Annotated in this window: 25 protein-coding genes; 17 read left to right on the plus strand and 8 right to left on the minus strand. The window is 73.9% G+C overall.

Going from position 1 to position 25,930, the window contains the following annotated elements; genetic code table 11:
• The first annotated feature begins 57 nt into the window (after positions 1–57).
• The 3 genes from ACZ7LY_RS00740 (at position 58) to ACZ7LY_RS00750 (ending at position 2,483) form a co-directional block, all read left to right on the plus strand.
• A complete protein-coding gene (locus tag ACZ7LY_RS00740; RefSeq protein ID WP_471622287.1) occupies positions 58–1,020 on the plus strand; it encodes an NADP-dependent oxidoreductase in 963 nt (320 codons plus the stop codon).
• Positions 1,021–1,095: 75 nt separating this feature from the next.
• Entirely contained in the window at positions 1,096–2,016 is a 921-nt protein-coding gene (mmuM, locus tag ACZ7LY_RS00745; protein ID WP_471622288.1) for a homocysteine S-methyltransferase, read from the plus strand.
• Between the two features lie 65 nt (positions 2,017–2,081).
• Positions 2,082–2,483 (plus strand): VOC family protein, encoded by a 402-nt coding sequence (locus ACZ7LY_RS00750; protein WP_471622289.1) that lies wholly within the window; start codon positions 2,082–2,084, stop codon positions 2,481–2,483.
• A 26-nt stretch (positions 2,484–2,509) separates the two neighbouring features.
• Here the strand turns inward: ACZ7LY_RS00750 and ACZ7LY_RS00755 are convergent, their stop codons facing one another.
• The 3 genes from ACZ7LY_RS00755 to ACZ7LY_RS00765 form a co-directional block, all read right to left on the minus strand.
• Positions 2,510–3,220, minus strand: a complete 711-nt coding sequence (locus ACZ7LY_RS00755; RefSeq protein ID WP_471622290.1) for a DUF6597 domain-containing transcriptional factor — start codon at positions 3,218–3,220, stop codon at positions 2,510–2,512.
• Positions 3,217–3,747 (minus strand): AraC family transcriptional regulator, encoded by a 531-nt coding sequence (locus ACZ7LY_RS00760; protein ID WP_471622291.1) that lies wholly within the window; start codon positions 3,745–3,747, stop codon positions 3,217–3,219. The genes ACZ7LY_RS00755 and ACZ7LY_RS00760 overlap by 4 nt, the downstream gene beginning before the upstream one ends.
• Positions 3,748–4,254: 507 nt before the next feature.
• On the minus strand, positions 4,255–5,412 hold the full coding sequence (locus ACZ7LY_RS00765) for a YihY/virulence factor BrkB family protein (protein ID WP_471622292.1): 1,158 nt from the start codon (positions 5,410–5,412) through the stop codon (positions 4,255–4,257).
• Positions 5,413–5,492: 80 nt separating this feature from the next.
• Here ACZ7LY_RS00765 and ACZ7LY_RS00770 point away from each other — a divergent pair, with 80 nt between their 5' ends.
• Both ACZ7LY_RS00770 and ACZ7LY_RS00775 read left to right on the plus strand, forming a co-directional pair.
• Complete coding sequence (locus ACZ7LY_RS00770; RefSeq protein ID WP_471622293.1) at positions 5,493–7,136, plus strand: acyl-CoA dehydrogenase family protein; 1,644 nt, start codon at positions 5,493–5,495, stop codon at positions 7,134–7,136.
• Positions 7,137–7,403: 267 nt separating this feature from the next.
• Positions 7,404–8,696, plus strand: coding sequence for a GAF domain-containing protein (locus ACZ7LY_RS00775; protein ID WP_471622294.1), 1,293 nt, complete (start codon positions 7,404–7,406; stop codon positions 8,694–8,696).
• Positions 8,697–8,940: 244 nt separating this feature from the next.
• Here the strand turns inward: ACZ7LY_RS00775 and ACZ7LY_RS00780 are convergent, their stop codons facing one another.
• Both ACZ7LY_RS00780 and ACZ7LY_RS00785 read right to left on the minus strand, forming a co-directional pair.
• Positions 8,941–10,479 carry a right-handed parallel beta-helix repeat-containing protein gene (locus tag ACZ7LY_RS00780; protein ID WP_471622295.1) on the minus strand — a complete coding sequence of 513 codons (1,539 nt, stop codon included), beginning with the start codon at positions 10,477–10,479 and terminating at the stop codon, positions 8,941–8,943.
• Positions 10,480–10,587: 108 nt separating this feature from the next.
• Entirely contained in the window at positions 10,588–11,625 is a 1,038-nt protein-coding gene (locus tag ACZ7LY_RS00785; protein WP_471622296.1) for a M4 family metallopeptidase, read from the minus strand.
• A gap of 110 nt (positions 11,626–11,735) precedes the next feature.
• Here ACZ7LY_RS00785 and ACZ7LY_RS00790 point away from each other — a divergent pair, with 110 nt between their 5' ends.
• The 11 genes from ACZ7LY_RS00790 (at position 11,736) to ACZ7LY_RS00840 (ending at position 22,093) form a co-directional block, all read left to right on the plus strand.
• Positions 11,736–12,311, plus strand: coding sequence for a GNAT family N-acetyltransferase (locus ACZ7LY_RS00790; RefSeq protein WP_471622297.1), 576 nt, complete (start codon positions 11,736–11,738; stop codon positions 12,309–12,311).
• Positions 12,312–12,760: 449 nt separating this feature from the next.
• Positions 12,761–14,458 carry a nitrite/sulfite reductase gene (locus ACZ7LY_RS00795; protein ID WP_471622298.1) on the plus strand — a complete coding sequence of 566 codons (1,698 nt, stop codon included), beginning with the start codon at positions 12,761–12,763 and terminating at the stop codon, positions 14,456–14,458.
• Entirely contained in the window at positions 14,455–14,634 is a 180-nt protein-coding gene (locus tag ACZ7LY_RS00800; RefSeq protein ID WP_471622299.1) for a hypothetical protein, read from the plus strand. Before ACZ7LY_RS00795 ends, ACZ7LY_RS00800 begins: the two co-directional genes overlap by 4 nt.
• Positions 14,631–15,341 (plus strand): phosphoadenylyl-sulfate reductase, encoded by a 711-nt coding sequence (locus tag ACZ7LY_RS00805; RefSeq protein WP_471622300.1) that lies wholly within the window; start codon positions 14,631–14,633, stop codon positions 15,339–15,341. The genes ACZ7LY_RS00800 and ACZ7LY_RS00805 overlap by 4 nt, the downstream gene beginning before the upstream one ends.
• The gene (gene cysC / locus ACZ7LY_RS00810) at positions 15,341–15,943 is read left to right on the plus strand and encodes an adenylyl-sulfate kinase (RefSeq protein WP_471622301.1); all 603 of its coding nucleotides are present in this window, start codon (positions 15,341–15,343) and stop codon (positions 15,941–15,943) included. The genes ACZ7LY_RS00805 and cysC overlap by 1 nt, the downstream gene beginning before the upstream one ends.
• Positions 15,940–16,878, plus strand: coding sequence for a sulfate adenylyltransferase subunit CysD (cysD, locus tag ACZ7LY_RS00815; RefSeq protein WP_471622302.1), 939 nt, complete (start codon positions 15,940–15,942; stop codon positions 16,876–16,878). Before cysC ends, cysD begins: the two co-directional genes overlap by 4 nt.
• 2 nt (positions 16,879–16,880) lie before the next feature.
• Positions 16,881–18,233, plus strand: a complete 1,353-nt coding sequence (locus ACZ7LY_RS00820; RefSeq protein ID WP_471622303.1) for a sulfate adenylyltransferase subunit 1 — start codon at positions 16,881–16,883, stop codon at positions 18,231–18,233.
• 236 nt (positions 18,234–18,469) lie between these two features.
• The gene (locus ACZ7LY_RS00825; RefSeq protein ID WP_471622304.1) at positions 18,470–19,582 is read left to right on the plus strand and encodes an ABC transporter substrate-binding protein; all 1,113 of its coding nucleotides are present in this window, start codon (positions 18,470–18,472) and stop codon (positions 19,580–19,582) included.
• A gap of 42 nt (positions 19,583–19,624) precedes the next feature.
• Positions 19,625–20,416, plus strand: a complete 792-nt coding sequence (locus ACZ7LY_RS00830; RefSeq protein ID WP_471622305.1) for an ABC transporter ATP-binding protein — start codon at positions 19,625–19,627, stop codon at positions 20,414–20,416.
• Positions 20,403–21,332 (plus strand): ABC transporter permease, encoded by a 930-nt coding sequence (locus ACZ7LY_RS00835; RefSeq protein WP_471622306.1) that lies wholly within the window; start codon positions 20,403–20,405, stop codon positions 21,330–21,332. Before ACZ7LY_RS00830 ends, ACZ7LY_RS00835 begins: the two co-directional genes overlap by 14 nt.
• 8 nt (positions 21,333–21,340) lie before the next feature.
• Entirely contained in the window at positions 21,341–22,093 is a 753-nt protein-coding gene (locus ACZ7LY_RS00840; protein WP_471622307.1) for a sirohydrochlorin chelatase, read from the plus strand.
• Between the two features lie 72 nt (positions 22,094–22,165).
• Here ACZ7LY_RS00840 and ACZ7LY_RS00845 read toward each other — a convergent pair whose 3' ends face one another.
• Positions 22,166–23,158, minus strand: coding sequence for an ArsR/SmtB family transcription factor (locus ACZ7LY_RS00845; protein ID WP_471622308.1), 993 nt, complete (start codon positions 23,156–23,158; stop codon positions 22,166–22,168).
• A gap of 88 nt (positions 23,159–23,246) precedes the next feature.
• Here ACZ7LY_RS00845 and ACZ7LY_RS00850 point away from each other — a divergent pair, with 88 nt between their 5' ends.
• On the plus strand, positions 23,247–24,524 hold the full coding sequence (locus ACZ7LY_RS00850; protein WP_471622309.1) for an MFS transporter: 1,278 nt from the start codon (positions 23,247–23,249) through the stop codon (positions 24,522–24,524).
• Between the two features lie 40 nt (positions 24,525–24,564).
• Here ACZ7LY_RS00850 and ACZ7LY_RS00855 read toward each other — a convergent pair whose 3' ends face one another.
• Together ACZ7LY_RS00855 and ACZ7LY_RS00860 are read right to left on the minus strand one after the other, a co-directional pair.
• Positions 24,565–25,236: a mycothiol-dependent nitroreductase Rv2466c family protein gene (locus ACZ7LY_RS00855; RefSeq protein ID WP_471622310.1), complete on the minus strand. Its 672-nt coding sequence runs from the start codon at positions 25,234–25,236 to the stop codon at positions 24,565–24,567.
• A gap of 84 nt (positions 25,237–25,320) precedes the next feature.
• Positions 25,321–25,908, minus strand: coding sequence for a TIGR03086 family metal-binding protein (locus tag ACZ7LY_RS00860; protein ID WP_471622311.1), 588 nt, complete (start codon positions 25,906–25,908; stop codon positions 25,321–25,323).
• Between the last annotated feature and the right edge of the window lie 22 nt (positions 25,909–25,930).

The following is a 25,930-nucleotide window of genomic DNA, read 5'->3' on the forward strand; positions in this document are numbered from 1 at the left end:
CGGTGACTGTCCTTCTTGCCATTGCCGCGTACGGGCATCCGGCGCAGGCTGGTGACCATGAACGACGACAAGCGACCCGAGACCATGAAGGCGATCCGGCAGAGCACGCTCGGCGGGCCCGAGGTGCTGGAGGAGGTGGAGCGCGCGGTGCCGCGCCCGGGCGTCGGCCAGATCCTGGTCGCCGTGCACGCGGCGGGCGTCAACCCGACGGACTGGAAGCACCGGCGGTGGGGCGCCTACCTGGGCGAGCCGCCGTTCACGCTCGGCTGGGACGTGTCGGGCACCGTCGTCGCCGTGGGCAACGGCGTGGCGCTGCACCAGCCCGGCGACGAGGTCTTCGGCATGCTGCCCTACCCGTACGGCGCGGGGTCGCACGCCGAGTACGTGACCGGCCCGGCCCGCGCGTTCGTGCCGAAGCCCGCCGGGCTCACCCACACGCAGGCCGGCGCGGTGCCGCTGGTGTCGCTCACCGCGTGGCAGGCGCTGGTGGACCTCGCGGACGTGCAGCCCGGGCAGCGGGTGCTGGTGCAGGCGGCGGCCGGGGGCGTCGGGCACGTAGCCGTGCAGATCGCCAAGGCGCGCGGCGCGTACGTCATCGGCACGGCCTCCGCGCCCAAGCACGCGTTCGTACGCGGCCTCGGCGCCGACGAGGTCATCGACTACCGCACGTCCGACGTGACGCGCGAGGCCCACGACATCGACGTCGTCCTCGACACGCTGGGCGGCGACGAGCGGCTGCGCTCCCTCGACGTGCTGCGCCCGGGCGGGATGCTGGTGTCGCTGCTGCCGATGGACTTCGAGGCGGTCGAGAAGCGGGCCGCCGAGCTGGGTGTGCGCGCGGCGGCGATGCTCGTGGAGCACGACCAGGCGGGCATGCGCGCGGTCGCCTCGCTGGTGGAGTCGGGGCAGTTGACGGTCCATGTGTCGGGTACGTACCCGCTGGCGCAGGCCGCCCGGGCGCACGAGGAGGGCGAGACGGGCCGGGTCACCGGCAAGCTGGTCCTCACGGTCCGCCCCTGAGGCGAGGGGCCGGGCGGCCGGGGGCGGGCGGCTGGGGGCGGGCGGCTGGGGGCGGGGATCGGTTAGCGTCGCCGTATGAGCAGCGACGACTTCGGCGGGGACCTCGCCCGCGCCCTGACCTCGGCCGCCCGCCCGCTCGTCCTGGACGGCGGCCTGTCCAACCAGTTGGAAGCCGCCGGCCACGACCTCAGCGACGCCCTGTGGTCGGCGCGGCTGCTCGACGAGGCGCCGGAGGCGATCGTCGCGGCGCACCGCGCGTACTTCGAGGCGGGCGCGAGCGTGGCGATCACCGCGAGCTACCAGGCGACGTTCGAGGGGTTCGCCCGGGGCGGCATCGACCGCGACCGGGCGGCCGCACTCATCGCCTCCAGCGTGGAGTTGGCCCGCGAGGCGGCCCGCCAGGCGGACACCGGGCGGCCGCTGTGGGTGGCGGCGTCGGTCGGCCCGTACGGGGCGATGCTCGCCGACGGCTCGGAGTACCGGGGGCGGTACGGACTGAGCGTCGAGGAACTGACGGCGTTCCACCGGCCCCGGATCGCCGTGCTCGCGGCGGCGCACCCCGATGTGCTGGCCCTGGAGACCGTCCCGGACGCCGACGAGGCCCGCGCCCTGCTGCGGGCGGTGCGCGGGGCGGGTGTCCCGGCGTGGCTGTCGTACAGCGTGGCGGGCGGGCGCACGCGTGCCGGGCAGCCGCTGGAGGAGGCGTTCGCGCTCGCGGCGGACGCGGAGGAGATCATCGCGGTCGGGGTGAACTGCTGCGACCCGGACGACGTGGACGAGGCGGTCCGGGTCGCCGCCCGCGTCACCGGCAAGCCCGTCGTCGTCTACCCCAACAGCGGGGAGAGCTGGGACGCGGACGCCCGCGCCTGGCGGGGCCCTTCGACCTTCGACGCGGAGCGCGTGGCGGGGTGGGCGGCGGCCGGGGCGCGGCTGGTCGGCGGGTGCTGCCGGGTGGGCCCGGAGGGCGTCGCGCGGATCGCGCGGGCGCTGGCCTGAGCGGCGCGGGACGTGTGTCCGTTCCGTACAAGACCGGCGGCGGGCGGGCTGGCTAGCGTGGCCGCATGAACGACTACCCGCACGTCCGGATGGACGCCATCGGCATCTCCTGCACCGACCTGGCCGCCTCGCTGGCCTTCTACCGCGCCCTCGGGCTGACCTTCCCCGAGGGCGCCGAGCGGCAGCCGCACGTGGAGGCGGAACTGCCCGGGGGCCTGCGCCTGATGTTCGACCCGGAGCCGGCGGGCGCCGGTACGGACGCGGCCGGTGCGGGGCGCGGGCGGATCGCGCTCGCGTTCCACTGCGGGGACGCGGCCGGGGTGGACGTGGTGTACGCGCGGCTGACGGGGGCCGGGCACCGGGGCGAGGCGGAGCCGTGGGACGCGGTGTGGGGGCAGCGGTACGCGGTGGTCAGGGACCCGGACGGCAACCAGATCGACCTGTTCGCCCCGGACGGGCGGGCGTAAGGCGCGGGCGCCGGGCGGCCGTCGGCTCAGCGGGCGATGAGCGCGCCGAGCGTACGGCCCGTCAGATCCCGTACGTCACGGGCGAGATGGGGCTGGTCGCTGTAGCCGGCGCGGGCGGCGGTCTCGGCGAACGGGACGCCCGCGCGGGCCAGCGCCAGAGCCCGCTGGAGGCGCAGCACGCGGGCCAGCGTCTTGGGTCCGTAGCCGAAGGCGGCGAGTGAACGGCGGTGCAGGAGACGGGCGCCCAGACCGACCTCCTCGGTCGTCTCGCGGACGGTGCGGCCCGCGTCGAGGGCGCGGACGACGCGGGCGAGCAGCGGATCGGGCGCTTCGGCCTCGGAGGCGAGGCGGAGGGCGGCGGCGTCGAGGGCGGCGGCCGGGTCGGGGGCCGCGTCGAGGCGTTCGGTGAGCCTGCGGGCCTCGGGGCCGGGCCGGAGGCGGTCCAGGTCGACGCGCTGGTCCCGCAGTTCGTGCGCGGGCACGCCGAGGTAGGCGGGGGCGGTGCCGGGTGCGAAGCGGATCCCGGCGTAGCGGCTGCCGGGCGCGGCGCCCGCCGGGTGGGCGCGGGTGTCGGGCCCGGCGACGAAGACGCGGCCCTCGCTCCAGATCAGGTCGATGCAGCCGTCGGGCAGCACCGGCGTCTCGGCCGCCGGGCCCGTGCCGACGGTCCGCGTCCACACGACGGACCCGGGCACGCGGCCCGCCCGCTGCCGGTACGCGTCGGCGCCGCCGCTCACGCCCGGTACTCCTGGGGGCTGACCCCGTACTCACGCTTGAACGCGGTGGACAGGGCGAACGCGCTGCCGTAGCCGACCTGGCGCGCTATCGACGCCACCGTGCGGTCGCCCTCGCGCAGCGCGTCGCCGGCAAGCGCGAGCCGCCATCCGGTCAGCTCGCCGCGCATCTGGTAGGTGCCGATGAGCATCTTGGCGGGGGCGTCCGGGTGTTCGCCCCACTCGCGCACCCCGAGCGGCTTGTACCGTCCGGCGTGCGCGGGCCCGAGCGGGCGGCACTCCTGCCCGGGGCCGATCTCGGCGCGCGGCTCGGGCGCGGGGTCGTCGCAGCACACGTACGGTGCCGGGCCGCGGGCGACGGCGATGTCGCCGGGACGGATCCGGCGGGGCGCGGCGCCCTCGGCCATGATCATGACGGAGAGAGGAGTCTCGTCGGCGATGCGCACGGCCCAGGGCGCCTCGAAACCCGCCCGGATCATGAACGCCCCCCGCGCCCGCGGCCCTCCCAGCAGCCCAGCCAGTACGTCCATGCCGGAAGCCTAGGCCGTGTCCGCACCGTCTCGCCTGTCCCGGAGGGGAGAGGTCCTGGACGGACGCGTATGCCGGTGAGCGGGTCGGAGGGGGTCGGCGGCGGCGGTTGGGTGGGGGTATGACGGACACGGCGGTGTACACGGAGCAGGGCATTCGGGGTGGGGTGCTGCTGGTGACCGGGGCGCGGGGGCGCACCGGCAGCCGGGTCGCGGCGGCGGGGCCGCGGGTGCGGGCGGCTTCCGGACGGGCGCGGTGCCCTTCGACTGGGCGAGCCCGGCGACCTGGGACGCGGCGTTCGCGGGCGCCGACGCGGCGCATCTGGCGTACCCCTCGGACGTGGGGGCGCCCGGCGCGGCGGAGGCGGTCGGGGCGGTGGCGCGGGTTCGCGCGGCGGGCGGCGTGGGACGGGGCGTGGGGCTGACCCCCGCCGACCTCGCTGCTGCGGGCGCCGGTTCCGCCGCGCTCATGCGGACGCCCCCGGGGCTGTGTTCCCCGGGGGCGTGCCGTCAGCGGTGGTCCTCGTCGTCGTCCGGCGTGCTGTCCTCCGCCCGCCGGCCGTGGGCGCGCAGCCGGGACGTGACGTCCTCGGGCGGCAGGAACTTCGACCAGCGCTCCGGGAACTCCGACGGCATGTCCGGGTCGCCCGTGTCGTCGGGGTCGTGGGCGCCGTCGCGGGGGGCGCGGCGGGCGACGTACTCGGCGGCGGCAGCGGTGCGCACCCGCTCGTTCGTGGCGCGGGCGGCGGCGGTCGCCACGGACGGCCAGACCCGGTCGATCGCCGCGTTCACGGCGGCGCCGACGAGGACCGCGAACGCGGACACGCCGATCCACAGGAGCACGGCGACGGGCGCGGCGAGGGAGCCGTAGATCGTGGGCCCCTCGATGGTGTTGGTGATGTAGAGGCGCAGCAGGAAGCTGCCGGGGATCCACATCGCCAGGGCGACGAGCGCGCCGGGCACGTCCTCGATCCACGGCGACCGCACCGGCACCGACACGTGGTACAGCGTCGTCAGGAACGCGACCGACAGCACGAGCACGACCGGCCAGTACAGCACCTGCACCACCGTCCGCGACCAGGGCACGAGCCCGATCACCGCGTCCGGCCCTGCGATCATCAGCGGCAGCGCGACCGAGCCGACGACGAGCCCGACGAGGAACAGCAGGAACGCGAGGAGGCGGGTGGTGACGATGCCGCGCACCCCGTCGAGGCCGTACATGACGGTGACGGTGTCCACGAACGTCGACACCGCCCGCGACCCCGACCACAGCGAGATCAGGAAGCCGATGGAGATGACGTCGGGGCGGCCGCCCTTGATGACCTCGTCGAGGATGGGCTGCGCGATCTCCTTGACGCCCTGGTCGGTGAGGACCGTACGGGACGCCTCCAGGATGTTGTCGCGCACACCGGCGATGGTGTCGGCGCCGGTCCACCCGTCGACGTAGGCCAGCAGCCCGACCAGGGACAGCAGCAGCGGCGGCACCGACAGGAGCGTGAAGAACGCGGCCTCGGCGGCCAGGCCCAGGATCCGGTACTCCATGCAGGAGTTGACGGTGTCCTTCAGAAGCAGCCAGGCGGTCCTGCGCTTGGAGACGTTCTTGTAGAGCACGCGTGCCCGGTGGAGACGGCCGGACGGCGGTTCGGGGGATTCACTTGCTGGCTGCACGCCCATAAAGGTATCCGCCACATCCGACAGCGCGTGCGGTACCCGTCCCCGGGCCCGGTCCGCGCCGGTAGGTTCGCAGCATGGCACGCAGCACGCACACCGTCACCAACCAGCCCCCGCCGCTCACGGGCTACGACGTCTTCGCGGCCGACCAGGTCCTCACCGCCGGACTGGAGCGCCACCTCGCCCCGGAACTGCTCGACGAGGCCCGCGCCGAACTCGGCGTACTCGGGCGGGCGGCGGGCAGCGCGCAGGCCGCCGAGTGGGCGCGGCTCGCCGACGAGAACCCGCCGGTGCTGCGCACCCACGACCGGTACGGGAACCGGGTGGACGAGGTCGAGTTCACGCCCGCCTGGCACCGGCTGCTCGGCAAGGGCGTCGGCGCGGGACTGACGGCGGCGTGGACGCGGCCGGGCGGTCATCTGCGGCGCGCGGCCGCGTTCCTCGTGTGGTCGCAGGTGGAGGCGGGGCATCTGTGCCCGCTGTCGATGACGCACGCGGCGGTCCCCGCGCTGCGCGCCGAGCCTGACCTCGCCCGCGTGTGGGAGCCGCTGCTGACGTCCACCGTCTACGACGCCGGGCTGCGGCCCGTCGGGCGGAAGGCCGGCGCGCTGGCCGGCATGGCGATGACGGAGAAGCAGGGCGGCAGTGACGTACGGGCGAACGCGACGCGGGCGCGGCCCCTGGCCGAGTCGGGCGCGTACGAGCTGACCGGACACAAGTGGTTCTGCAGCGCCCCGATGTCGGACGGGTTCCTGGTGCTGGCGCAGGCCGCTGAGGGGCTGAGCTGCTTCCTCGTACCGCGGGTCCTCGACGACGGCACGCGCAACGCGTTCGCGCTCCAGCGGCTCAAGGACAAACTGGGCAACCGGTCGAACGCGTCGGCTGAGGTCGAGTTCGACGGTACGTGGGCGCGGCGCGTCGGGGACGAGGGGCGCGGGATCGCCACGATCATCGAGATGGTGGCGGCGACCCGGCTCGACTGCGTGCTCGGTTCGGCGGCGCTGATGCGGCAGGCCGTCGCGCAGGCCGTCCATCACTGCGCGCACCGCGAGGCGTTCGGCTCGCTGCTCGTCGACCAGCCGCTGATGCGGTCGGTCCTCGCGGACCTGGCGCTGGAGTCGGAGGCGGCCACGACGCTCGGCCTGCGGCTCGCGGCGGCGTACGACGCGGCGCGGGCCGGGGACGCGCGGGAGCGGGCGCTGCTGCGGCTCGCGCTGCCCGCCGCGAAGTTCTGGGTGACCAAGCGCTGTACGCCGCTGGTCGCGGAGGCCCTGGAGTGCCTCGGCGGCAACGGGTACGTGACCGAGTCGGGCATGCCCCGGCTGCTGCGCGAGTCGCCGCTGAACTCGATCTGGGAGGGCGCGGGCAACGTGCAGGCCCTCGACGTGCTGCGGGCGCTGCGCCGCGAACCGCGCGCGCTGGACGCGTTCCTGCTGGAGATCGGCGTGACGCGCGGCGCGGACCACCGCCTGGACGCGGCCGTCAAGGACCTGCTGACCGAACTGGGCGACCTGGAGGGCGTCGAGGGGCGGGCGCGGTGGATCGTGGAGCGGATGGCGCTGGTGCTCCAGGCGTCGCTGCTCGTACGGTACGCGCCCGCCGAGGTCGCGGACGCGTTCTGCGCGGCGCGGTTCGGCGCCGGGCGGGGCGCCGCGTTCGGCACGCTGCCGCGCGGCCTCGCCACCGACGTGATCGTGGAACGGGCCAGGCCCGTGGCCTGAGCGGCCCGCCGGCGGGGGCGGGGACGGTGACGAGGCGAGGATGGTGATGAGGCGGGGATGGTGCCGCGCCGACACGGCGCCATCCCCGCCTCCAGGCCCCTACAGGAGCACGGACGCCGCCTCGGCGGCGTTGCTGCCAGTCTCCGCCGGTGTGCGGGTGTTCGCCAGGGTTGCAGGGGGTTGCAACGGTCCGCGTCAGGACGCACGCTGTGCGGGGCCCGGAGGCGCACGGCACGCGCGACTTCCCGCCCGACGAGGAGTGCAGGCATGAACGAGGACGCGACGATCGATCTGGCACGCCTGTCGGCGATGGACACGGTCCTCGCCTCGCGGCTGCTCCAGGGCGTACGCGAGGCGACCCTGTCGGGGCGCAGACCGCCGGTGCTGCCCCGGCCGGAGATAGGCGAGTCCTGGCGGCGGATGCTGCGCGAGGGCGTCGACCCCGACCGGGACGTGCGGCGCGGCCTGCTCGCCGCCGACGAGGTCGAACGGCGGCGCCGTGCCTCGCCGCTGCTGCCGGTGCTGCCGCTGTTGCGCGAGGCGCTGCTCGCCGTCGCCGACGCGGCCCGGCACATCATGGTCATCAGTGACGACGAGGGCCGCATCCTGTGGCGCGAGGGTCATCCGGCGGTGCTGCGCAAGGGCGACCGGCTCGGGTTCGAGGTGGGCGCGCAGTGGGCCGAGGACGTCGTCGGCACCAACGGCGTGGGCACGCCCCTCGTGACGCGGCGGCCCGTGCAGGTGTTCTCCGCCGAGCACTTCGTGCGCTCGCACCACCCGTGGACGTGTACGGGCGCGCCGGTCCTCGACCCGCGCGACGGGCGGCTGCTGGGCGTGGTGGACGTGAGCGGGCCGCTGGAGTCGATGCATCCGGCGACGCTGTCGTGGGTGACGTCGGTGGCGCAGCTCGCCCAGGCGCGGCTGCGGGAGCGGCATCTGGCGGGGATCGAGCGGCTGCGGTCGGTCGCGGCGCCGGTCCTCGCGCGTACGGGCGGGCGGGCGCTGGCCGTCGATCCGTACGGGTGGACGGCGGCGGTGACGGGGATGCCGTCGCCGGACCGGGTGGCGTTGCCCGCGTCGCTCGCCGAGGGGACCTGCTGGATACCGGCGCTCGGGACGTGCCGGGTGGCTCCGCTTCCGGGCGGGTGGCTGCTGCGGCTGGACGGGGTGGCGGGGCCGGCCGGGGCTACGCGGGTCACGCTGGACGTCAGCGGGGGGCGGGGGTGGACGTTGCGGGTGTGCGGGGACGCGGGGGCGTGGACGCATGAACTGAGCCCACGTCATGCGGAGTTGCTGTTTCTGCTGGCGCGGCGGCCGGCGGGGCTGAGTGCGGCGGGGCTCGCCGGGGAGTTGTTCGGGGATCCCGGGCGTACGGTGACCGTGCGGGCGGAGATGTCCCGGGTGCGGCGCTATCTGGGGGCGCTGCTCGCCCATCGCCCGTATCGCTTCGCGGAGGACGTGGAGGTGGAGTTGGTCCTGCCGGCGGACCCCACGGCGCTGCTACCGCACTCAACGGCCCCCGGGGTGACGTCAGCGCGGCTGCCTCCGGCGGACGGCTGATTCCCCGCCCCTGGGTGGGTGGGTGGCTCTGCCGGTGGGTCACCTCGACATTCGTCGTGGCTGGTCGCGCAGTTCCCCGCGCCCCTGAGGGAGCGGGGCTGCGCCCCAGCTCCCCGGGGGAGGAGGCGGCGACGCAGTCGCCCCGACAGGGGCGCGGGGAACTGCGCGACCAGCCCCCGCCCGCCCGCACACGAAGTACAACCCAGGGGCGCGGGGAACTGCGCAAGTCGCCGGTGAGGAAGGGTCAGGGGGTGTTGAGGGCGCCCACGGTGACCGGGGTGCCCGGGGTCAGCGCGCGCCCCGCGTAATCCCGCGACCCGGCGTCAGCCAACCGCACACCCGCCCCCCGCGCAGGCGACCCCGGCAACAACGCGTACGCCCGCCCCGCGTCACCCCACCCGCTCGCACTCCCCGCCCCCGCGAACAGCGGATCCGCCAACACCAGCCCCGGATGCCCCGGCACCCCCGTGACCCCGTACAGCACGTTGTGCGTCAGGCTCACACTCCCCGAGCGCAGAGCCATCGAAGCCGTACCGGCGCCCACCTTCCGCACGATGTTGTCCGCGAAGACGATCTCGTGCCGGTTCGCGGTGTTCTCGTTGACGACGGTCTGGCTGACGCCGTCCCCCACGGACAGGGTGTTGTGCAGGAAGCGCACGTTCCGGAAGGCGCCCCGGCAGGTCTCGATGCCGCGGAAGTGGTCGTTCTGGCTGATGTTGAAGCGGATGACGGCGTCGGTGAGGGTGCCGTCGGCGGTGCAGACGAGGAAGAAGCCGCCCGCGTTGTCGTGGCTGTAGTTGTACTGGAAGACCGTGCCGGACGTGCCCTCGTCCACGTCGTAGGCCATGCCGTCGCGGGTGGTCTCGCCGCCGGACGTGTCGTTGTACTGGAAGACCGTGCCGTCCGCGTTGTACGGCCACATCCCGGCGTTGTAGCCGGCGGAGCGGCGCTGGAAGCCGCGCAGGGTGTTGTGCTCGACGAGGGCACCCCGGGTGACGGTCATGACGATGCCGTCGCCGCCGAGGTCGGACAGCGTGTTGCCGCGGACGACGACGCGGGTGGAGGGCGTCCAGGCGGGCCCAGCCGGGTCGTTGCTGCTGATGCCCGCGCGGTTCTTCCACGTCGAGGCGACGCGGATGCCGCCGCGGTCGATGTGGTCGAGGGTGTTGCCCTCGATGCGTACGTCGTCGAAGCGGGTGGGGACGCGGTCGCCGGTGGCGGCGAACAGGATGCCCTCGGAGCCGTCGGCGTCCTTGGTGTCGTCGCCGAGGACGTCATGGATGGTGAGGCCGGTGAGCCGGTAGTGGGTGCCGGTGCCGTAGTCGTCCAGGACGACGCGGACGCCGCCGCGCTTGGTGCCGGGGTGCGCGGCGTTGGTGAGGTCGAGCCCGGACACCTCGATCCACTCGGTATTGCGCAGCAGGACGGTGTCGCGGGCTCCGACGCCGTCGATGACGGGCTTGGCGGCGTGCGGGTTGCCGTAGGCGCCGATGGTCAGGGGGCGGCCGGGGGCGCCGGCGCCCTGCGGGGCGAGGGTGCCGGCGCAGCGCGTGCCCCGCTTGAGGCGGACGGCGTCGCCGGGTTTCAACTGGAGGGCGTTGACGGCGGCGAGGCTGCGCCAGGGCGCGTTCTCGGAGCCGTTCTCGCGTCCACCCGGCGGCGCCTGGCAGTCCACATGCTGGACGCGCGGGGCGGGGGCGGCGTGCGCGGGCGCCCCGGTGAGCAGGCAGCCGCCGAGGGCGAGCAGCGCGGTCGTCGTCCGCTTCAAGGTCATCCGTCTCATGCGCCCCAGGCTGACGCCGCCCGCCCGCACCGGGCCATGGACTAACGCGCCCGCTTGATGGACTGGGGTCGCCGGGGCCTCGCGCGCGGCCCCGGCGGCCGGGAGCGGTCAGATGCCGGGGATCTGCCGGTCGGCGAACGCCTTGCGGACCGTCTCCGCCGCCTGCGTCCCGTACATGGAGCGGGCGGTGTCGACGGTCGCGCGGGCCGCCGCCGCGAAGCTCGTGTCCGGCGCGAAGCGGAACTGCGCGTTCACGATGATGCGGTCGGCGGTGCGCGCCCCGAGCGCGCGGCGCACGTCGAACAGGGCCCGCGACCAGATCTCCCCGTCCGCGTGCACCTCGCCCACCTTGTCCGCGTACGTCTTGGTGGTGTCGAGGCGGCGCAGGCAGTGCGGGGCGCTGTCGGTGTACGCGGTGGAGTCCCAGTCGGCGACGCAGGCGAGGTCCGTCTTCATGGGCCAGCCGTAGCGGTCGTCCGCGTGGGCGCCGACCTCGACGGCGAGATAGTCGCCGAACGCCTCGCCGATCGCCCCGGCCTCCGGCGACGTACCGAAGCCGGGGACCTGGGCGTTGTGCACGGCGTGGCCGTACTCGTGGACGACGACCTCCGCGTCCTCGGCGTCGTCGACACCGCCCTTGCCGAAGCGGATCTCGGCCTTCTTGTCGGTGAAGAAGGAGTTGTCGGCGCCCCACTGGTCGACGCGGACGGGCTGGGCGCGGTCGTTGGCGCCGGGCAGGTCGCCGCCGAAGCCGAGCGACTGGAGGTACTCCTGCGCCTCGTTGACCCAGAAGTAGGCCATGACCTGCTCGAACTGGTCGTCGCCGCGGTCGTACGAGGAGGCGTCCGCGACCTTCGCGGCGGAGCCGGTGCTGGAGCGGACGACGGCCCACTTGCCGGACAGGCCGCCGCTCCCGTCGAGGCCGCGCAGGGCGGCGGTGGCGTAGGCGGAGGCGGGCACGGCGCTCGCCGCGTCCTTGGCGTCGGTCAGGCTCTGGTCGCCGGAGGACTGGACGGGGTTGACCATGAAGACGCGGGCCTGGGGCAGCGCGGCGGGCGCGGCGGCGAGCGCCGGGGAGGCGAGCGTGGCGAGGGCGACGGTGAGGGTGGCCAGGGCGAGCGGAGCGCGGGGTGTGCGGTGGGACATCGGTACATCCTCCGGGTGGGTCGGATGCGGGGGGTGGTGGCGCGAGCGGGATCTTCCCGCATCCTGAACACCCTTGGCCAGAGCGCGGCGGGCATGATCCGATGAGCCGCATGAGCAGCAGCACCGAGCCCGTCACCATCTGGCACCTCGAACAGACCTCTCCGGCCGATCTGCGGCCCGCCTCGCCGCCGCCCGGCGACGACGTGCGCGTCGTGCGCGCCGAGGTGCCCTCCCCCGAGTTCAGCCGCTTCCTGTACGCGTCGGTCGGCGGCGACATCCAGTGGACCGACCGGCTCGGCTGGTCGTACGCGCGGTGGCAGGAGCAGGTGTCGCGGCCGGGCGCGGAGACGTGGGTGGCGTACGAGCGGGGCACGCCCGCCGGGTACGTCGAACTGGAGGCGCAGGACGACGGGGTCGTGGAGGTCGTCTACTTCGGCCTGATCCCCGCCTTCCGCGGCCGGCGCATCGGCGGCCACCTCCTCTCGTACGGTGTGGCGCGCGCCTGGGATCTCGCGGAGCGCCGGCCGGACCGGGCGCCGACGAAGCGGGTGTGGCTGCACACGTGCAGCCGGGACGGCGCGCACGCGATGGCCAACTACGAGCGGCGCGGCTTCCGGCTGTTCCGCACGGAGGAGACGCGGGAGCCGGTGGCGCCGACGCCGGGTCCCTGGCCGGGGGCTTTCTGACGGTTCCTCTTTCCACCGCGGGTGGCTCGGTCCAGCGGCCGGCCGCCCGCGGTGGCCAATCTCCGCATACGGGACGTACGGCCATGACCCGTGCCACATCTGCCCACTCTTCGAGACAGACTCGTCCACTATGCGGACGACGGTGGACCGGGCGCGAAACGTCGTGCCACGCTTCCGTCATGTCTCCTGCTGGAATCGCCTTGGTGAGTCGACGACACGTCGACTTCGGCCGCATGTCCAGCGCCATCTGTCCGGCGCGCTGACCGACCCCGGTCCCCACGGAGCACCGCTCCCGCACCGCCGACACCCACCTCGCCCGATCCCTGCGCACCGCCGCGCCGCAGCGCGAAGTACGCAGGCCGGAGCGGTGCGCCCGGCCCCTGACCGCCCTAGTCACGAGGCGCCGCGCGCCGCCCCGTCGACACCCCCTGCCCTGAAGGACGTCACCCATGGCTGCCACCCCGGAAAACCCCGCCACCGCCGCGCCGCGCCGCAAGGTGAGCCGTCACCGTGGCGAGGGCCAGTGGGCCGTCGGCCACCACACCCCGCTCAACGGCAACGAGCAGTTCAAGAAGGATGACGACGGTCTCAACGTACGGACACGTATTGAGACGATCTACTCGCAGCGCGGCTTCGACTCCATCGACCCCAACGACCTGCGCGGACGCATGCGCTGGTGGGGTCTGTACACGCAGCGCAAGCCCGGCATCGACGGCGGCAAGACGGCCGTCCTGGAGCCGGAGGAGCTGGACGACTCGTACTTCATGCTGCGGGTCCGGGTGGACGGCGGGCAGCTCACCACCGCGCAACTGCGGGTGATCGGCGAGGTCTCGCAGGAGTTCGCGCGCGGCACCGCCGACATCACCGACCGGCAGAACATCCAGTACCACTGGATCCGCATCGAGGACGTGCCGGAGATCTGGCGCCGCCTGGAGGGCGTGGGCCTGTCCACGGTGACCGCCTGCGGCGACACCCCGCGCGTGATGATCGGCTCGCCGGTCGCCGGGATCGCCGAGGACGAGATCATCGACGCCACCCCGGCCCTGGAGGAGATGAAGCGCCGCGTCCTGAACAACCCGGCGTACTCGAACCTGCCGCGCAAGTTCAAGACCGCGATCTCCGGCTCGCCGGTCCTCGACGTCGTGCACGAGATCAACGACGTGTCGTTCGTCGGCGTCCGCCACCCCGAGCACGGGCCCGGCTTCGACCTGTGGGTCGGCGGCGGCCTGTCCACCAACCCCAAGCTCGGCGTGCGGCTCGGCGCCTGGGTGCCCATCGAGGACGTCCCCGACGTCTACGAGGGCGTCATCTCGATCTTCCGCGACTACGGATACCGCCGGCTGCGCACCCGCGCCCGTCTGAAGTTCCTCGTCGCCGACTGGGGCCCGGAGAAGTTCCGCCAGGTCCTGGAGGACGAGTACCTGCTCCGCAAGCTGACCGACGGGCCCGCCCCCGAGCAGCCCTCGCAGACCTGGCGCGACCACATCGGCGTCCACCGCCAGCGCGACGGCCGTTTCTACGTGGGCTTCGCCCCGCGTGTCGGACGGGTGGACGGCGCGACCCTGTCGAAGATCGCGGAGCTGGCCGAGGCGCACGGCTCGGGCCGGGTGCGTACCACGGTCGAGCAGAAGATGATCGTCCTCGACGTCGAGCAGGACCAGGTCGACTCGCTCGTCGAGGGGCTCGAGGCACTGGATCTGACGGCCCGTCCGTCCTCGTTCCGGCGCGGCACGATGGCCTGCACCGGCATCGAGTTCTGCAAGCTCGCCATCGTCGAGACCAAGCAGCGCGGCTCCCAGCTCATCGACGAACTGGAGCGCAGGCTCCCGGAGTTCGACGAGCCGCTCACCATCAACCTCAACGGCTGCCCGAACGCCTGCGCCCGCATCCAGGTCGCGGACATCGGCCTCAAGGGCCAGTTGGTCCTCGACGGGGACGGCCGGCAGGTGGAGGGCTACCAGGTCCACCTCGGCGGCGCGCTCGGCCTGGAGGCCGGGTTCGGCCGCAAGGTGCGCGGCCTGAAGGTCACCTCCGCCGAACTGCCCGACTACATCGAGCGGGTGCTGCGCCGCTTCCTGGAACAGCGCGCGGACGGCGAGCGGTTCGCGGCCTGGACCGCGCGCGCGACGGAGGCCGATCTGTCGTGAGCGAGCGAGCCGCCCCCTTCCACTGCCCGTACTGCGGCGACGAGGACCTGCGCCCCGGCGAGGACGGTCACGGCGCCTGGGAGTGCGGGGCCTGCAACCGGGCGTTCCGGCTGAAGTTCCTCGGGCTGCTCGCGCGCGGCCTGCGCCGCGACGACACGGGAGGGCAGGAGATATGACGACCGTCTCGACCACCACGGACTCCGCCGCGCTGAAGGCGCTCGCCGAGCGGGCGGGCCGCGACCTGGAGGACGCCCCCGCGCTGGACATCCTGCGCTGGGCGTCCGACACCTTCGGTGACCGGTTCTGCGTGACGTCCTCCATGGAGGACGCCGTCGTCGCCCACCTCGCCTCCCGCGCGCGGCCCGGCGTGGACGTCGTCTTCCTCGACACCGGCTACCACTTCGAGGAGACCATCGGCACCCGCGACGCCGTCGAGGCGGTGATGGACGTCAACCTCATCACGCTGACGCCCCGGCAGACCGTCGCCGAGCAGGACGCAGAGTACGGGCCGAGGCTGCACGACCGCGACCCCGACCTGTGCTGCGCTCTGCGCAAGGTGGCGCCGCTCCGGGAGGGCCTCGCCGGGTACACCGCGTGGGCGACGGGCCTGCGCCGCGACGAGTCCCCGACCCGCGCGGACACCCCGGTCGTCGGCTGGGACGAGCGGCGCCGCAAGGTGAAGGTCTCCCCCATCGCCCGCTGGACGCAGGACGACGTCGACGCGTACGTCACCGAGCACGGCGTGCTCACCAACCCGCTGCTGATGGACGGCTACGGCTCGGTGGGCTGCGCCCCCTGCACCCGCCGTCTGCTGGCCGGCGAGGACGCCCGCGCGGGGCGCTGGGCGGGCCGCGCCAAGACCGAGTGCGGGCTGCACGGCTGATGACGACCTCCCCCGCGACCGCATCCGTGACCGCCCCCGAGACTTCCGAGACTTTGGAGAAGCACGTGACCGGAGCCACGATCTGGCTCACGGGTCTGCCGAGCGCCGGCAAGACCACGATCGCCGAGGAACTGGCCGCGACCCTGCGCGCCGAGGGCCGCAAGGTCGAGGTCCTGGACGGCGACGAGATCCGCGAGTTCCTCTCGGCGGGCCTCGGCTTCAGCCGCGAGGACCGGCACACCAACGTGCTGCGCATCGGCTTCGTCGCCGAACTGCTCTCCCGTAACGGCGTGTTGACGCTCGTGCCGGTCATCGCGCCGTACGCCGACAGCCGCGAGGACGTACGCAAGCGGCACCAGGCCGGGGGCACCGCCTATCTGGAGGTGCACGTCGCCACGCCCGTCGAGGTGTGCTCCGCCCGCGATGTGAAGGGCCTGTACGCGAAGCAGGCCGCGGGCGAGCTGACCGGTCTGACCGGGGTCGACGACCCGTATGAGGCGCCCGAATCGCCCGACCTGCGCATCGAGTCGCACGCCCAGACCGTGCAGGAGTCCGCCGCCGCGCTCCGCGCGCTGCTCACCGAGAGGGGCCTCGCCGCATGACGACCGTCGCATCGAACGTCTCCGACCAGACCGACAGCCCGTACGCGCTCAGCCACCTGGACGCGCTCGAATCGGAGGCCGTGCACATCTTCCGCGAGGTGGCGGGCGAGTTCGAGCGGCCGGTGATCCTCTTCTCCGGCGGCAAGGACTCCATCGTCATGCTGCACCTGGCGCTGAAGGCGTTCGCCCCGGCGGCGGTGCCGTTCTCGCTGCTGCACGTGGACACGGGGCACAACTTCCCCGAGGTCATCGAGTACCGCGACCGGGTGGTCGCCGCGCACGGGCTGCGGCTGCACGTGGCGTCCGTGCAGGACTACATCGACCGGGGCGTCCTCAGGGAGCGCCCGGACGGCACCCGTAACCCGCTCCAGACCGTGCCGCTGACGGAGAAGATCCAGACCGAGCGGTTCGACGCGGTGTTCGGCGGCGGCCGCCGCGACGAGGAGAAGGCCCGCGCCAAGGAGCGCGTGTTCTCGCTGCGCGACGAGTTCTCCCAGTGGGACCCGCGCCGCCAGCGCCCCGAGCTGTGGCAGCTCTACAACGGCCGCCACGCCCCCGGCGAACACGTCCGCGTCTTCCCGCTCTCCAACTGGACCGAGCTGGACGTCTGGCAGTACATCGCCCGCGAGAACATCGACCTGCCGCAGATCTACTACGCGCACGAGCGGCCCGTGTTCAGCCGCAACGGCATGTGGCTGACCGCCGGCGAGTGGGGCGGCCCGAAGGAGGGCGAGAGCGTCGAGACGCGGCTGGTCCGCTACCGCACGGTCGGCGACATGTCCTGCACCGGCGCCGTCGACTCCGACGCGACGACCATCGAGAAGGTCATCGCCGAGATCGCCGCGTCCCGGCTCACCGAGCGCGGTGCCACGCGCGCCGACGACAAGATGTCCGAGGCCGCCATGGAAGACCGCAAGCGCGAAGGGTACTTCTAGACATGAGCACCACCACTGCCGAGGAGCTGGCCGGCCTGTCCGCCACGACCCTGCTGCGGTTCGCCACCGCGGGCTCCGTCGACGACGGCAAGTCCACCCTGGTGGGACGCCTCCTGCACGACTCCAAGTCGGTACTCGCCGACCAGTTGGAGGCCGTGGAGCACGCCTCGCGCTCGCGCGGCGCCGAGGGCCCCGACCTCGCGCTGCTCACCGACGGCCTGCGCGCCGAGCGGGAGCAGGGCATCACCATCGACGTCGCCTACCGCTACTTCGCCACACCTCGGCGCCGGTTCATCCTCGCCGACACCCCCGGGCACGTGCAGTACACGCGCAACATGGTGACCGGCGCCTCCACCGCCGAGCTGACCGTGATCCTCGTCGACGCCCGCAACGGCGTCGTCGAGCAGACCCGTAGGCACGCCGCCATCGCCGCGCTGCTGCGCGTCCCGCACGTCGTCCTCGCCGTCAACAAGATGGACCTGGTCGGCTTCGAGGAGGGCGCCTTCGCGCGGATCGCCGAGGAGTTCACCGCGTACGCGAGCCGCCTGGGCGTACCGGAGATCACCGCGATCCCGATCTCGGCGCTGACCGGCGACAACGTCGTGGAGCCGTCCGCGTCGATGGACTGGTACGGCGGCCCGACCGTCCTGGAGCACCTGGAGACCGTCCCCGTCAGCCACGACCTGACGGGCTGCCACGCGCGGCTGCCCGTGCAGTACGTGATCCGGCCGCAGACCAGCGAGCACCCCGACTACCGGGGCTACGCGGGCCAGATCGCGGCCGGCACCTTCCGGGTGGGCGAGTCGGTGACGGTCCTGCCGTCCGGGCGCACCTCGAAGATCGCGGGGATCGACCTGCTGGGCACGCCCGTCGACGTGGCGTGGACGCCGCAGTCGGTGACGCTGCTCCTGAAGGACGACATCGACATCTCGCGCGGCGACCTGATCGTGCCGAGCGACGACGCGCCCGCCACCTCGCAGGACGTCGAGGCGACCGTCTGCCATGTCGCGGACGCGCCGCTGACCGTGGGGCAGCGGGTGCTGCTCAAGCACACGACGCGCACGGTCAAGGCGATCGTCAAGGAGATCCCCTCGAAGCTCACCCTGGACGATCTCTCGCAGCACCCGGCGCCCGGCCGGCTCGTCGCCAACGACATCGGGCGGGTGAAGGTGCGGATCGCGGAGGCGCTCGCCATCGACGCGTACGCCCACTCGCGGCGCACCGGCTCGTTCCTGCTGATCGACCCGGCGGACGGCACGACCCTCGCGGCCGGCATGGCCGGTGAGGCGTTCGCCGAGGCCGCGGGCGACCTCGCGCAGGCCGCTCCCGCCGACGACGAGGGCTGGGACTTCTGACGCCATGACCCTCATCGACTTCTACGGGACGTTCGCCAAGGAGGGCGGCCGCGTCGGCAGCGGCGCCCTCGGCAGCGGGCAGGGCGGGGTCGCGCGATGTGCGCGGTGACGTACGCGCACTGCTCGCGCGCCCACACCCCCCACCACCCCGTTCGACGTGAACGAAGACCTGCCGACCGCCCGGCCACGCCCTGAGCGCGTGCCACCAGCCGGGCACTACGAGAGGAAAGCCTCCCGTGTCTGCCATCCGTTCGACCACCGCGCGCCGCGGCCTGCTCGCCGCCGCCGTCCTGCCGCTCCTCGCGCTCACCGCGACGGCCTGCGGCTACGGCTCCGACGCGGACACCGCGTCGAAGGAGAACGTCGCCGCCAAGGGCAAGGCCCTGTCCGCCGACACCGTCAAGATCGGCTACTTCGGCAACCTGACCCACGGCACCGCCCTCGTCGGCAACCAGAAGGGCTTCTTCCAGAAGGAGTTGAAGGGGACGAAGGCGCAGTACCAGATCTTCAACGCGGGCCCCTCCGAGATCGAGGCGCTGAACGCGGGCTCCATCGACATCGGCTGGATCGGCCCCTCCCCCGCGATCAACGGCTACACCAAGTCCCAGGGCAAGTCGCTGCGGATCATCGGCGGCAGCGCGTCGGGCGGCGTCAAGCTGGTCGTCGACCCCAAGAAGATCAAGTCCCTCGACGACGTCAAGGGCAAGAAGATCGCCACCCCGCAGCTCGGCAACACCCAGGACGTGGCGTTCCTCAACTGGGTCGCGGAGAAGGGCTGGAAGGTCGACGCGAACTCCGGCAAGGGCGATGTGTCGGTCGTGCGCACCGACAACAAGATCACGCCGGACGCCTTCAAGTCCGGTTCCATCGACGGCGCGTGGGTGCCGGAGCCGACCGCGTCGAAGCTGGTCGCCGAGGGCGGCAAGGTGCTCCTCGACGAGAAGGACCTGTGGCCCGGCAAGAAGTTCGTCATCACGAACATCATCGTGAAGCAGTCCTTCCTCAAGGAGCACCCGGACGTCGTCGAGGCGGTGCTGCGCGGCTCCGTGAAGACGAACAAGTGGATCGGCGCCAACCCGGACGCGGCGAAGGCCGCCGCCAACAAGCAGTTGGAGAAGGACTCCGGCAAGGCGCTGCCCGCCGGTGTCCTCGACCCGGCGTGGAAGTCGATCCAGTTCACCGACGACCCGCTGGCCGCGACGCTCGACTCGGAGGCGAAGCACGCGGTGAAGGCCGGTCTGCTGGCCAAGCCCGACCTGGACGGCATCTATGACCTGAAGCCGCTCAACAAGGTGCTGAAGGCCGAGGGCGCCGCCCCGGTCTCCGACGCCGGTCTCGGCGTCAAGTAGCCCGCCCTTCCAGCCGATCCGCGCACCCAGGAGGTGACGACCATGGCGACGACCCTCGCCAAGGCGGCCGACTCGCCCGCCGCCACGGGCGGCCAGGCGGCCCGTATCGAGCACGTCTCGAAGTCCTTCGCCACACCGGCGGGGACCCAGCTCGTCCTGGACGACATCAGCCTCGATGTCGCGCCGGGTGAGTTCGTCACCCTCCTGGGGGCGTCCGGCTGCGGCAAGTCGACGCTGCTGAACCTGGTCGCGGGGCTCGATGCCCCGTCGGCCGGGTCCATCGCCACGCGCGGGCGGCCCGCGCTGATGTTCCAGGAGCACGCGCTGTTCCCGTGGCTGACCGCCGGCAAGAACATCGAACTCGCCCTGAAACTGCGGGGCGTGGCCAAGAACGAGCGGCGCGCACGCGCCGAGGAACTGCTCGGACTGGTCCGGCTGCAAGGCGCGTACGGCAAGCGTGTGCACGAGCTGTCGGGCGGTATGCGGCAGCGGGTGGCGCTCGCCCGCGCGCTCGCACAGGACGCGGGCCTGCTGCTGATGGACGAGCCGTTCGCCGCGCTCGACGCCATCACGCGGGACGTGCTGCACGACGAACTGACCCGGATCTGGCGCGAGACGCGGCTGTCCGTCCTGTTCGTCACGCACAACGTCCGCGAGGCGGTACGGCTCGCCGAACGCGTCGTCCTGCTGTCGTCGCGGCCGGGCCGGGTCGCCCGCGAGTGGCGCGTGGACATCCCGCAGCCGCGCCGCATCGAGGACCCCGAGGTGGCCGAGCTGTCCGTCGAGATCACCGAAGAACTGCGTGGGGAGATCCGCCGCCATGGCAAGGACTGAACCGGCGACCGTCGACAGCGCCGCCGCCGGGGGCGCCCCCGCCGACCGCGTGCCCAAGGACGACCTGGCGGGCCTGGAGGCCGGCCTCGACGCGCTCGACACCGTACGCACCGGGCGCACGCCCTGGACGCGGACGCTGCGCGAGAAGGTCCTGCCGCCGCTGACCGCCGTCGTGGTGGTCCTCGTGATCTGGCAGGCGCTCGTCTCGTTCAAGGTCGTCGACGACCCGACGAAGCTGCCCGCGCCGTCCGCCGTGTGGGACGAGCTGCGCACCGCGTGGCTCGCGGGCACGCTCCTCGACTACATCTGGACGAGCGTCTCGCGCGGTCTGCTCGGCTTCGTGTTCGCGCTGGCCATCGGCACACCGCTCGGGCTGCTCGTGGCGCGCGTGAAGTTCGTGCGCGCGGCCATCGGCCCGATCCTGTCGGGGCTCCAGTCACTGCCGTCGGTGGCGTGGGTGCCGCCCGCGGTGCTCTGGCTCGGCCTCGACAACTCCATGATGTACGCGGTGATCCTGCTCGGCGCGGTCCCCTCCATCGCCAACGGCCTCGTCTCCGGCGTCGATCAGGTGCCGCCGCTGTTCCTGCGGGCGGGCCGTACGCTCGGCGCGACCGGGGTGCGGGGGCTGTGGCACGTCGTGCTGCCGGCCGCGCTGCCCGGGTATCTCGCGGGGCTCAAGCAGGGCTGGGCGTTCGCGTGGCGTTCGCTGATGGCGGCGGAGATCATCGCCTCGTCGCCCGATCTCGGCGTCGGGCTCGGGCAGTTGCTGGAGAACGGCCGCAACGCCTCGTCCATGCCGATGGTGTTCCTCGCCATCCTGCTCATCCTGATCGTCGGCATCGTCATCGACCTGCTGATCTTCAGCCCGCTGGAGCGCCGCGTGCTGCGCGGTCGCGGCCTCCTCGTCAAGAACTGAGCCCCGTCATGTCCTCCTCCCCCGTCCTGCTGGTCGTCGCCCACGGCAGCCGCGACGCGCGGCACGCCGCGACGGTCCACGCGCTCGTGAGCGAGGTGCGCGCCCAGCGGCCCGGCCTGCGGGTGGAGACGGCGTTCCTGGACTTCAACGTGCCGTCCGTACCGGCCTCGCTGGAGTCCCTGGCGGCGCGGGGCGTGCGGGACGTGGTGGCGCTGCCGCTGCTCCTGACACGCGCCTTCCACGCCAAGACGGACGTCCCGGCGGTGCTGCGGTCGGCGCCGCGCGGCCTGCGCGTACGCCGGGCGGACGTCCTCGGCCCGTCGCCGCTGCTGCTCACGGCGCTGGAGCGGCGGCTGTACGAGGCCGGGCTCGACCCGGCCGACAAGCCCACGACCGGGGTCGTCCTGGCCTCGGCGGGCTCCTCCGACCCGGAGGCGATCGCAGTGATCGCTGATATCGCGCGGGAGTGGCGGCACACCGGTTGGTGCGCCGTGCGGCCTGCGTTCGCCTCCGCATCCCTTCCCCGCACCGAGGACGCGGTCCGCGCGCTGCGCGCCGAGGGCTGCGCGCGCGTCGCCGTCGCGCCGTACGCCCTCGCCCCCGGCCGCCTCCCGGACCGCATCACGCGGGGCGCGGCTCTGGCGTCGGCGGACGTGGTCGCGGGCGTCCTCGGCGCGTCCCCGGAAGTGGCCCGCGCCGCCCTGGCCCGCTACGACACCGCCCGCGCGCGCCGGGAACAGCGAACGGCGGTCGGCGCGTAGGGAGTCCGGGCCTCGGATGTGACCGGCACCGGGTAGCCGCGGCGCGCGCGAGAAGCCCGGTGGTGGGATCCGTCAGCGCGAGGCGCCCCCGCACAGTTGCTCGCCGAGCGCGCTGCGGGCGTAGCGCACGGAGCGTCCGCTGCGGGTACGGGTGAGCAGCCCGGCGTCGTAGAGGATCGTGAGGTGCTGGCTGACCGCCCCCGGGGTGACCGCGAGGCGGTGGGCGAGTTCGGTCGTGGAGGCGGGCTCCGCCAGCAGCCGCAGGACCCGGGCGCGGGCCGCGCCGAGGAGCCGCACCAGCGCTTCGGCGCCGGCCGGCGGCGGGTTCTCGGAGAGGGTGGCGCGGCCCCGCGCCGGATAGCTGAGCAGCGGGGGCAGCGCCGGGTCGGTCATGGTGTGGGCGCCGTACGCGAACAGGGTCGGCACGAGGACCAGGCCGCGCCCGCCGATCCTGATGTCGGCCTCCGGCCAGGGGTGCCCGTCCCTCTTCTTGACCAGGGTGAGGATCTCCCCGTTCCAGGTCAGGCGTGCGTCGAGGGACGTGAACAGGCCGCCCGCGCCGGACTCCGCCAGCACCTTGCCGCGGTGGGCGAGATCCGCCTCCAGGACGGAGCGGACGCGCGGCCACCAGTCGGGCGCCAGACAGTGTTCCCAGTAGCCGTGCAGCGCGTCGGCGATCCTGGCGAGCAGCCGCGCGGGGTCCGCCAGGCCCCGGCGCACGGGGTCGGGCAGCGGATCGGTGCCGTACGCGGCGGCGAAGTGCGGCGCGAGCAGGTGCGGCGGGGTGGCGCGCAGCGCGTCGAGCTGCGCGGCGAAGGCGGGGCGCGGGCGCTCGGGGCGCGGGGTGAGGAAGTCCGGTATCCACTGGCTCGGCGCGACGAGCGCGGTCAGCGTCTCGGTGTCCTCGCGGGCGAACGCGGGCGCGAGGCGGCGCAGCCAGGGCCGCTGGTGCGGGTAGCGGGCGGGGTCGCGCCAGCAGCGCAGCGAGTACACCGCTTCCTGGAGCGGCGCGTACGCGAACGACATGCGCGCCAGATCACCGACGCCGAACCGGAACTCGATCACGCCCCGCCCCACCCCCGTCCGGCCCGGCACCCTTCAGCGGGAGGCTAAAGGAATGTCGGCGCGGCGGACAGCCCGCTGGACTCGGCTCATGACGACTTCACGGACGTTCCCGGCCGCCTCCCCGCCCGCCACCCGCTTCCTGGGGCTGCTGCCCGCGCCGGGCCCGGTGCGCCGGCTGTCGCTGTTCACGCTCCTCAACGCGTTCGGGCGCGGCCTGTTCCTCCCCGTCGGCGTCCTGTACTTCACGCGGGTCGTGGGCCTCGGCGTCACGTCCGTGGGGCTCGGTCTGACGGTCGCGGGCCTGTTCGGCATGGCGGCGGGCGTCCCGGCCGGGCGGGCGTCGGACCGCTGGGGGCGCAGACCGGTGCTGACCGGGCTGTGGGCGGGCTGCGCGGTGGTCCTCGTGGCGTACGTGTTCGTCGGCTCGTACCCGGCGTTCCTGGCGGCGGCGGTCGCGTACGCGGCGCTGTGCGAGGCGAGCATGGGGGTGCGCAACGCCCTGTACGCGGACGCGCTGCCCGCCCCCGTACGGGTCGAGGGCCGCGCCCATCTGCGGACGGTGACGAACGTGGGGATGGGCGCGGGCGGCGCGTTCGGCGCGCTGGCGCTCCAGTGGGACAGCCGGCCCGGGTACACGGCGCTGCTGCTGCTCGACGCCCTCGCGTTCGCGGGGTCGGCGTGGCTCGTGCTGCGTCTTCCGGCCGGGGACGCCCGGGCCGCGGCGCCGGTTGCGGACGCGCCCCGGGGCGAGCGGTGGCGGGCGGTGCGCGATGTGCCGTATCTGGCGGTGACGTGCGTCAATGCCGTACTGGTCCTGCAGAACGGCCTGTTGGAGGTGGGGCTGCCGCTGTGGGTCGTGCGGTACACGCAGGCGCCGCGCTGGAGTGCGGCGGCGCTGATGATCGTCAACTGCGCGCTGGTGGCGCTGCTCCAGGTGCGGGCCTCGCGGGGCGTCGAGGGGCTGGGCGGAGCGGTCCGGGCGATGCGCCGGGCGGGGCTGCTGCTCGCTGTCGCGTGTGCGTTGTTCGCGGTGTCGGCGGGGCCCGCGTCGGCCCTGGTGGCGGGCCTTGTGCTGCTCGCGGGCGCGGTGACGCAGGTGCTGGCGGAGGTGGCGTCGTCGGCGGGCGGCTGGACCGTCGGCTACGGCCTCGCGGACGCCCGCGCGCAGGGTGTCTACCAGGGCGTGTTCCAGTCCGGGCAGGCGGCGGCGACGATGGCGGCGCCGGCCCTGGTGACGGTGACGGTGCTCGCGCACGGCCCGGCGGGGTGGGCCGTGCTCGGGGCGCTGTTCGTCGGGGCGGGGCTGAGCGCGGGGCCCGCGGTGCGGTGGGCGGGGCGGAGCCCGGGACGGGGCGCGTCCCGGTGAGGCGGGGCGGGGCGGGCGCGGGTCAGTCGGGTCAGTCGGGTCAGTCGAAGCTCAGGCCGCCGGTGCGGGTGCGCTTGAGTTCGAAGAAGTCGGGGTGCGCGGCGAGGGTGCGGAAGCTGTCGAAGAGGCGGGCCGCTTCGGCTCCGCGCGGCACGGCCCGCAGCACGGGGCCGAACCAGACGGTGCCGTCGACGTGCAGGGTCGGCGTGCCCACGTAGCCGCCGCTCTCCGGTTCGCGGCCCGCGTCGTGGGCGGCGCGCAGGGCGTCGTCCCAGGCCGGGTCGTGGGCGGCGGCGGCGAGGGCGGCGGGCAGGCCGAGCGCGGCCAGGGACTCGGTGACGACGGCGTCGAAGTCCTGGTTCTTCTCGTGGTGGATGCGGGTGCCGAACGCCGTGTACAGGTCGCGCAGCACGCCGTCGCCGTGCCCGGCCGCGGCGGCAACGGCGACGGCGACGCGGGCCGGGCCGAGGGAGCGGTCGACGAGGTCGCGGTACCAGTCGGGCAGGTCGTTGCCGAGGTTGTGCAGATACAGGCTCATCGGGCGGAACCGCAGATCGAGGGGGCGTTCGCGTTCGACCTCAAGGAGCCAGCGGGAGGTGATCCAGGCGAAGGGGCAGGCGGCGTCGAAGAAGAAGTCGACGGCCACGGGGGCGGTGTCGGGCGCGGTGGCGGAGGCGGAGGCAGGGGCGGGGTGCTGGTTCTGGTCGCTCATGGCAGCGAACCTAGCCGCGCACCGGCCCCCTCCCCTGGTCCACTTCCGGCCCGCCCCGGTGGGCCATTCAGCCGAGCCGGGGGTTCAGGCGAGCCGGGGGTCACGTCCGCTGAGCGCGAGCGCCCGGGCGAAGGCGTCGGCGCCGGCCGGGGCCTCGGTGGCGTCGGCGAAGCCCTCGTACTGGCGGTAGAGCGCGGCGTTCTCGGTGACGATGCCGAGAACGACGCGCCCGGTCTCCTCGTCGACGCGGTAGTGCTGACCGGTGGCGGCGGCCACGTCCCAGCCGTGCAGGGCGAGTTCGAGCAGCAGCAGCCCGGCGACCTCCGGTGCGGGCTGCGTGCCCCCGCCGGCGGCGATCTCGCCCTCCCAGACCTCGGGCGCGGCCCAGGCGGCGACGGCCCGCTCGGCCTGCGCGGCGAACCGGTCCGCCCAGTCGTCGTCGGCCGTGAAGTCCCGTACGGTCAGCTCCTCGGGCAGCTCCTGGCGCAGCGCCCGCAGTTCGAGGCCGTGGGCGCCGTAGAGGACCCAGTGGTTCACGAGGGTGCGCACGTCCCAGCCGGCGCAGCGGGAGGCGGCGTCGAGCTGGTCGGGCTTGACGGCGGCGGCGACCCGCGCGGCCTCGGCGGCACACGCGACGAGAGCGGGGTACAGGTTCTCCTGACGCTTTTCCATACCCCGAACCTACGACCCACCC

This window comes from Streptomyces sp. NPDC107550 (genome assembly GCF_055639095.1).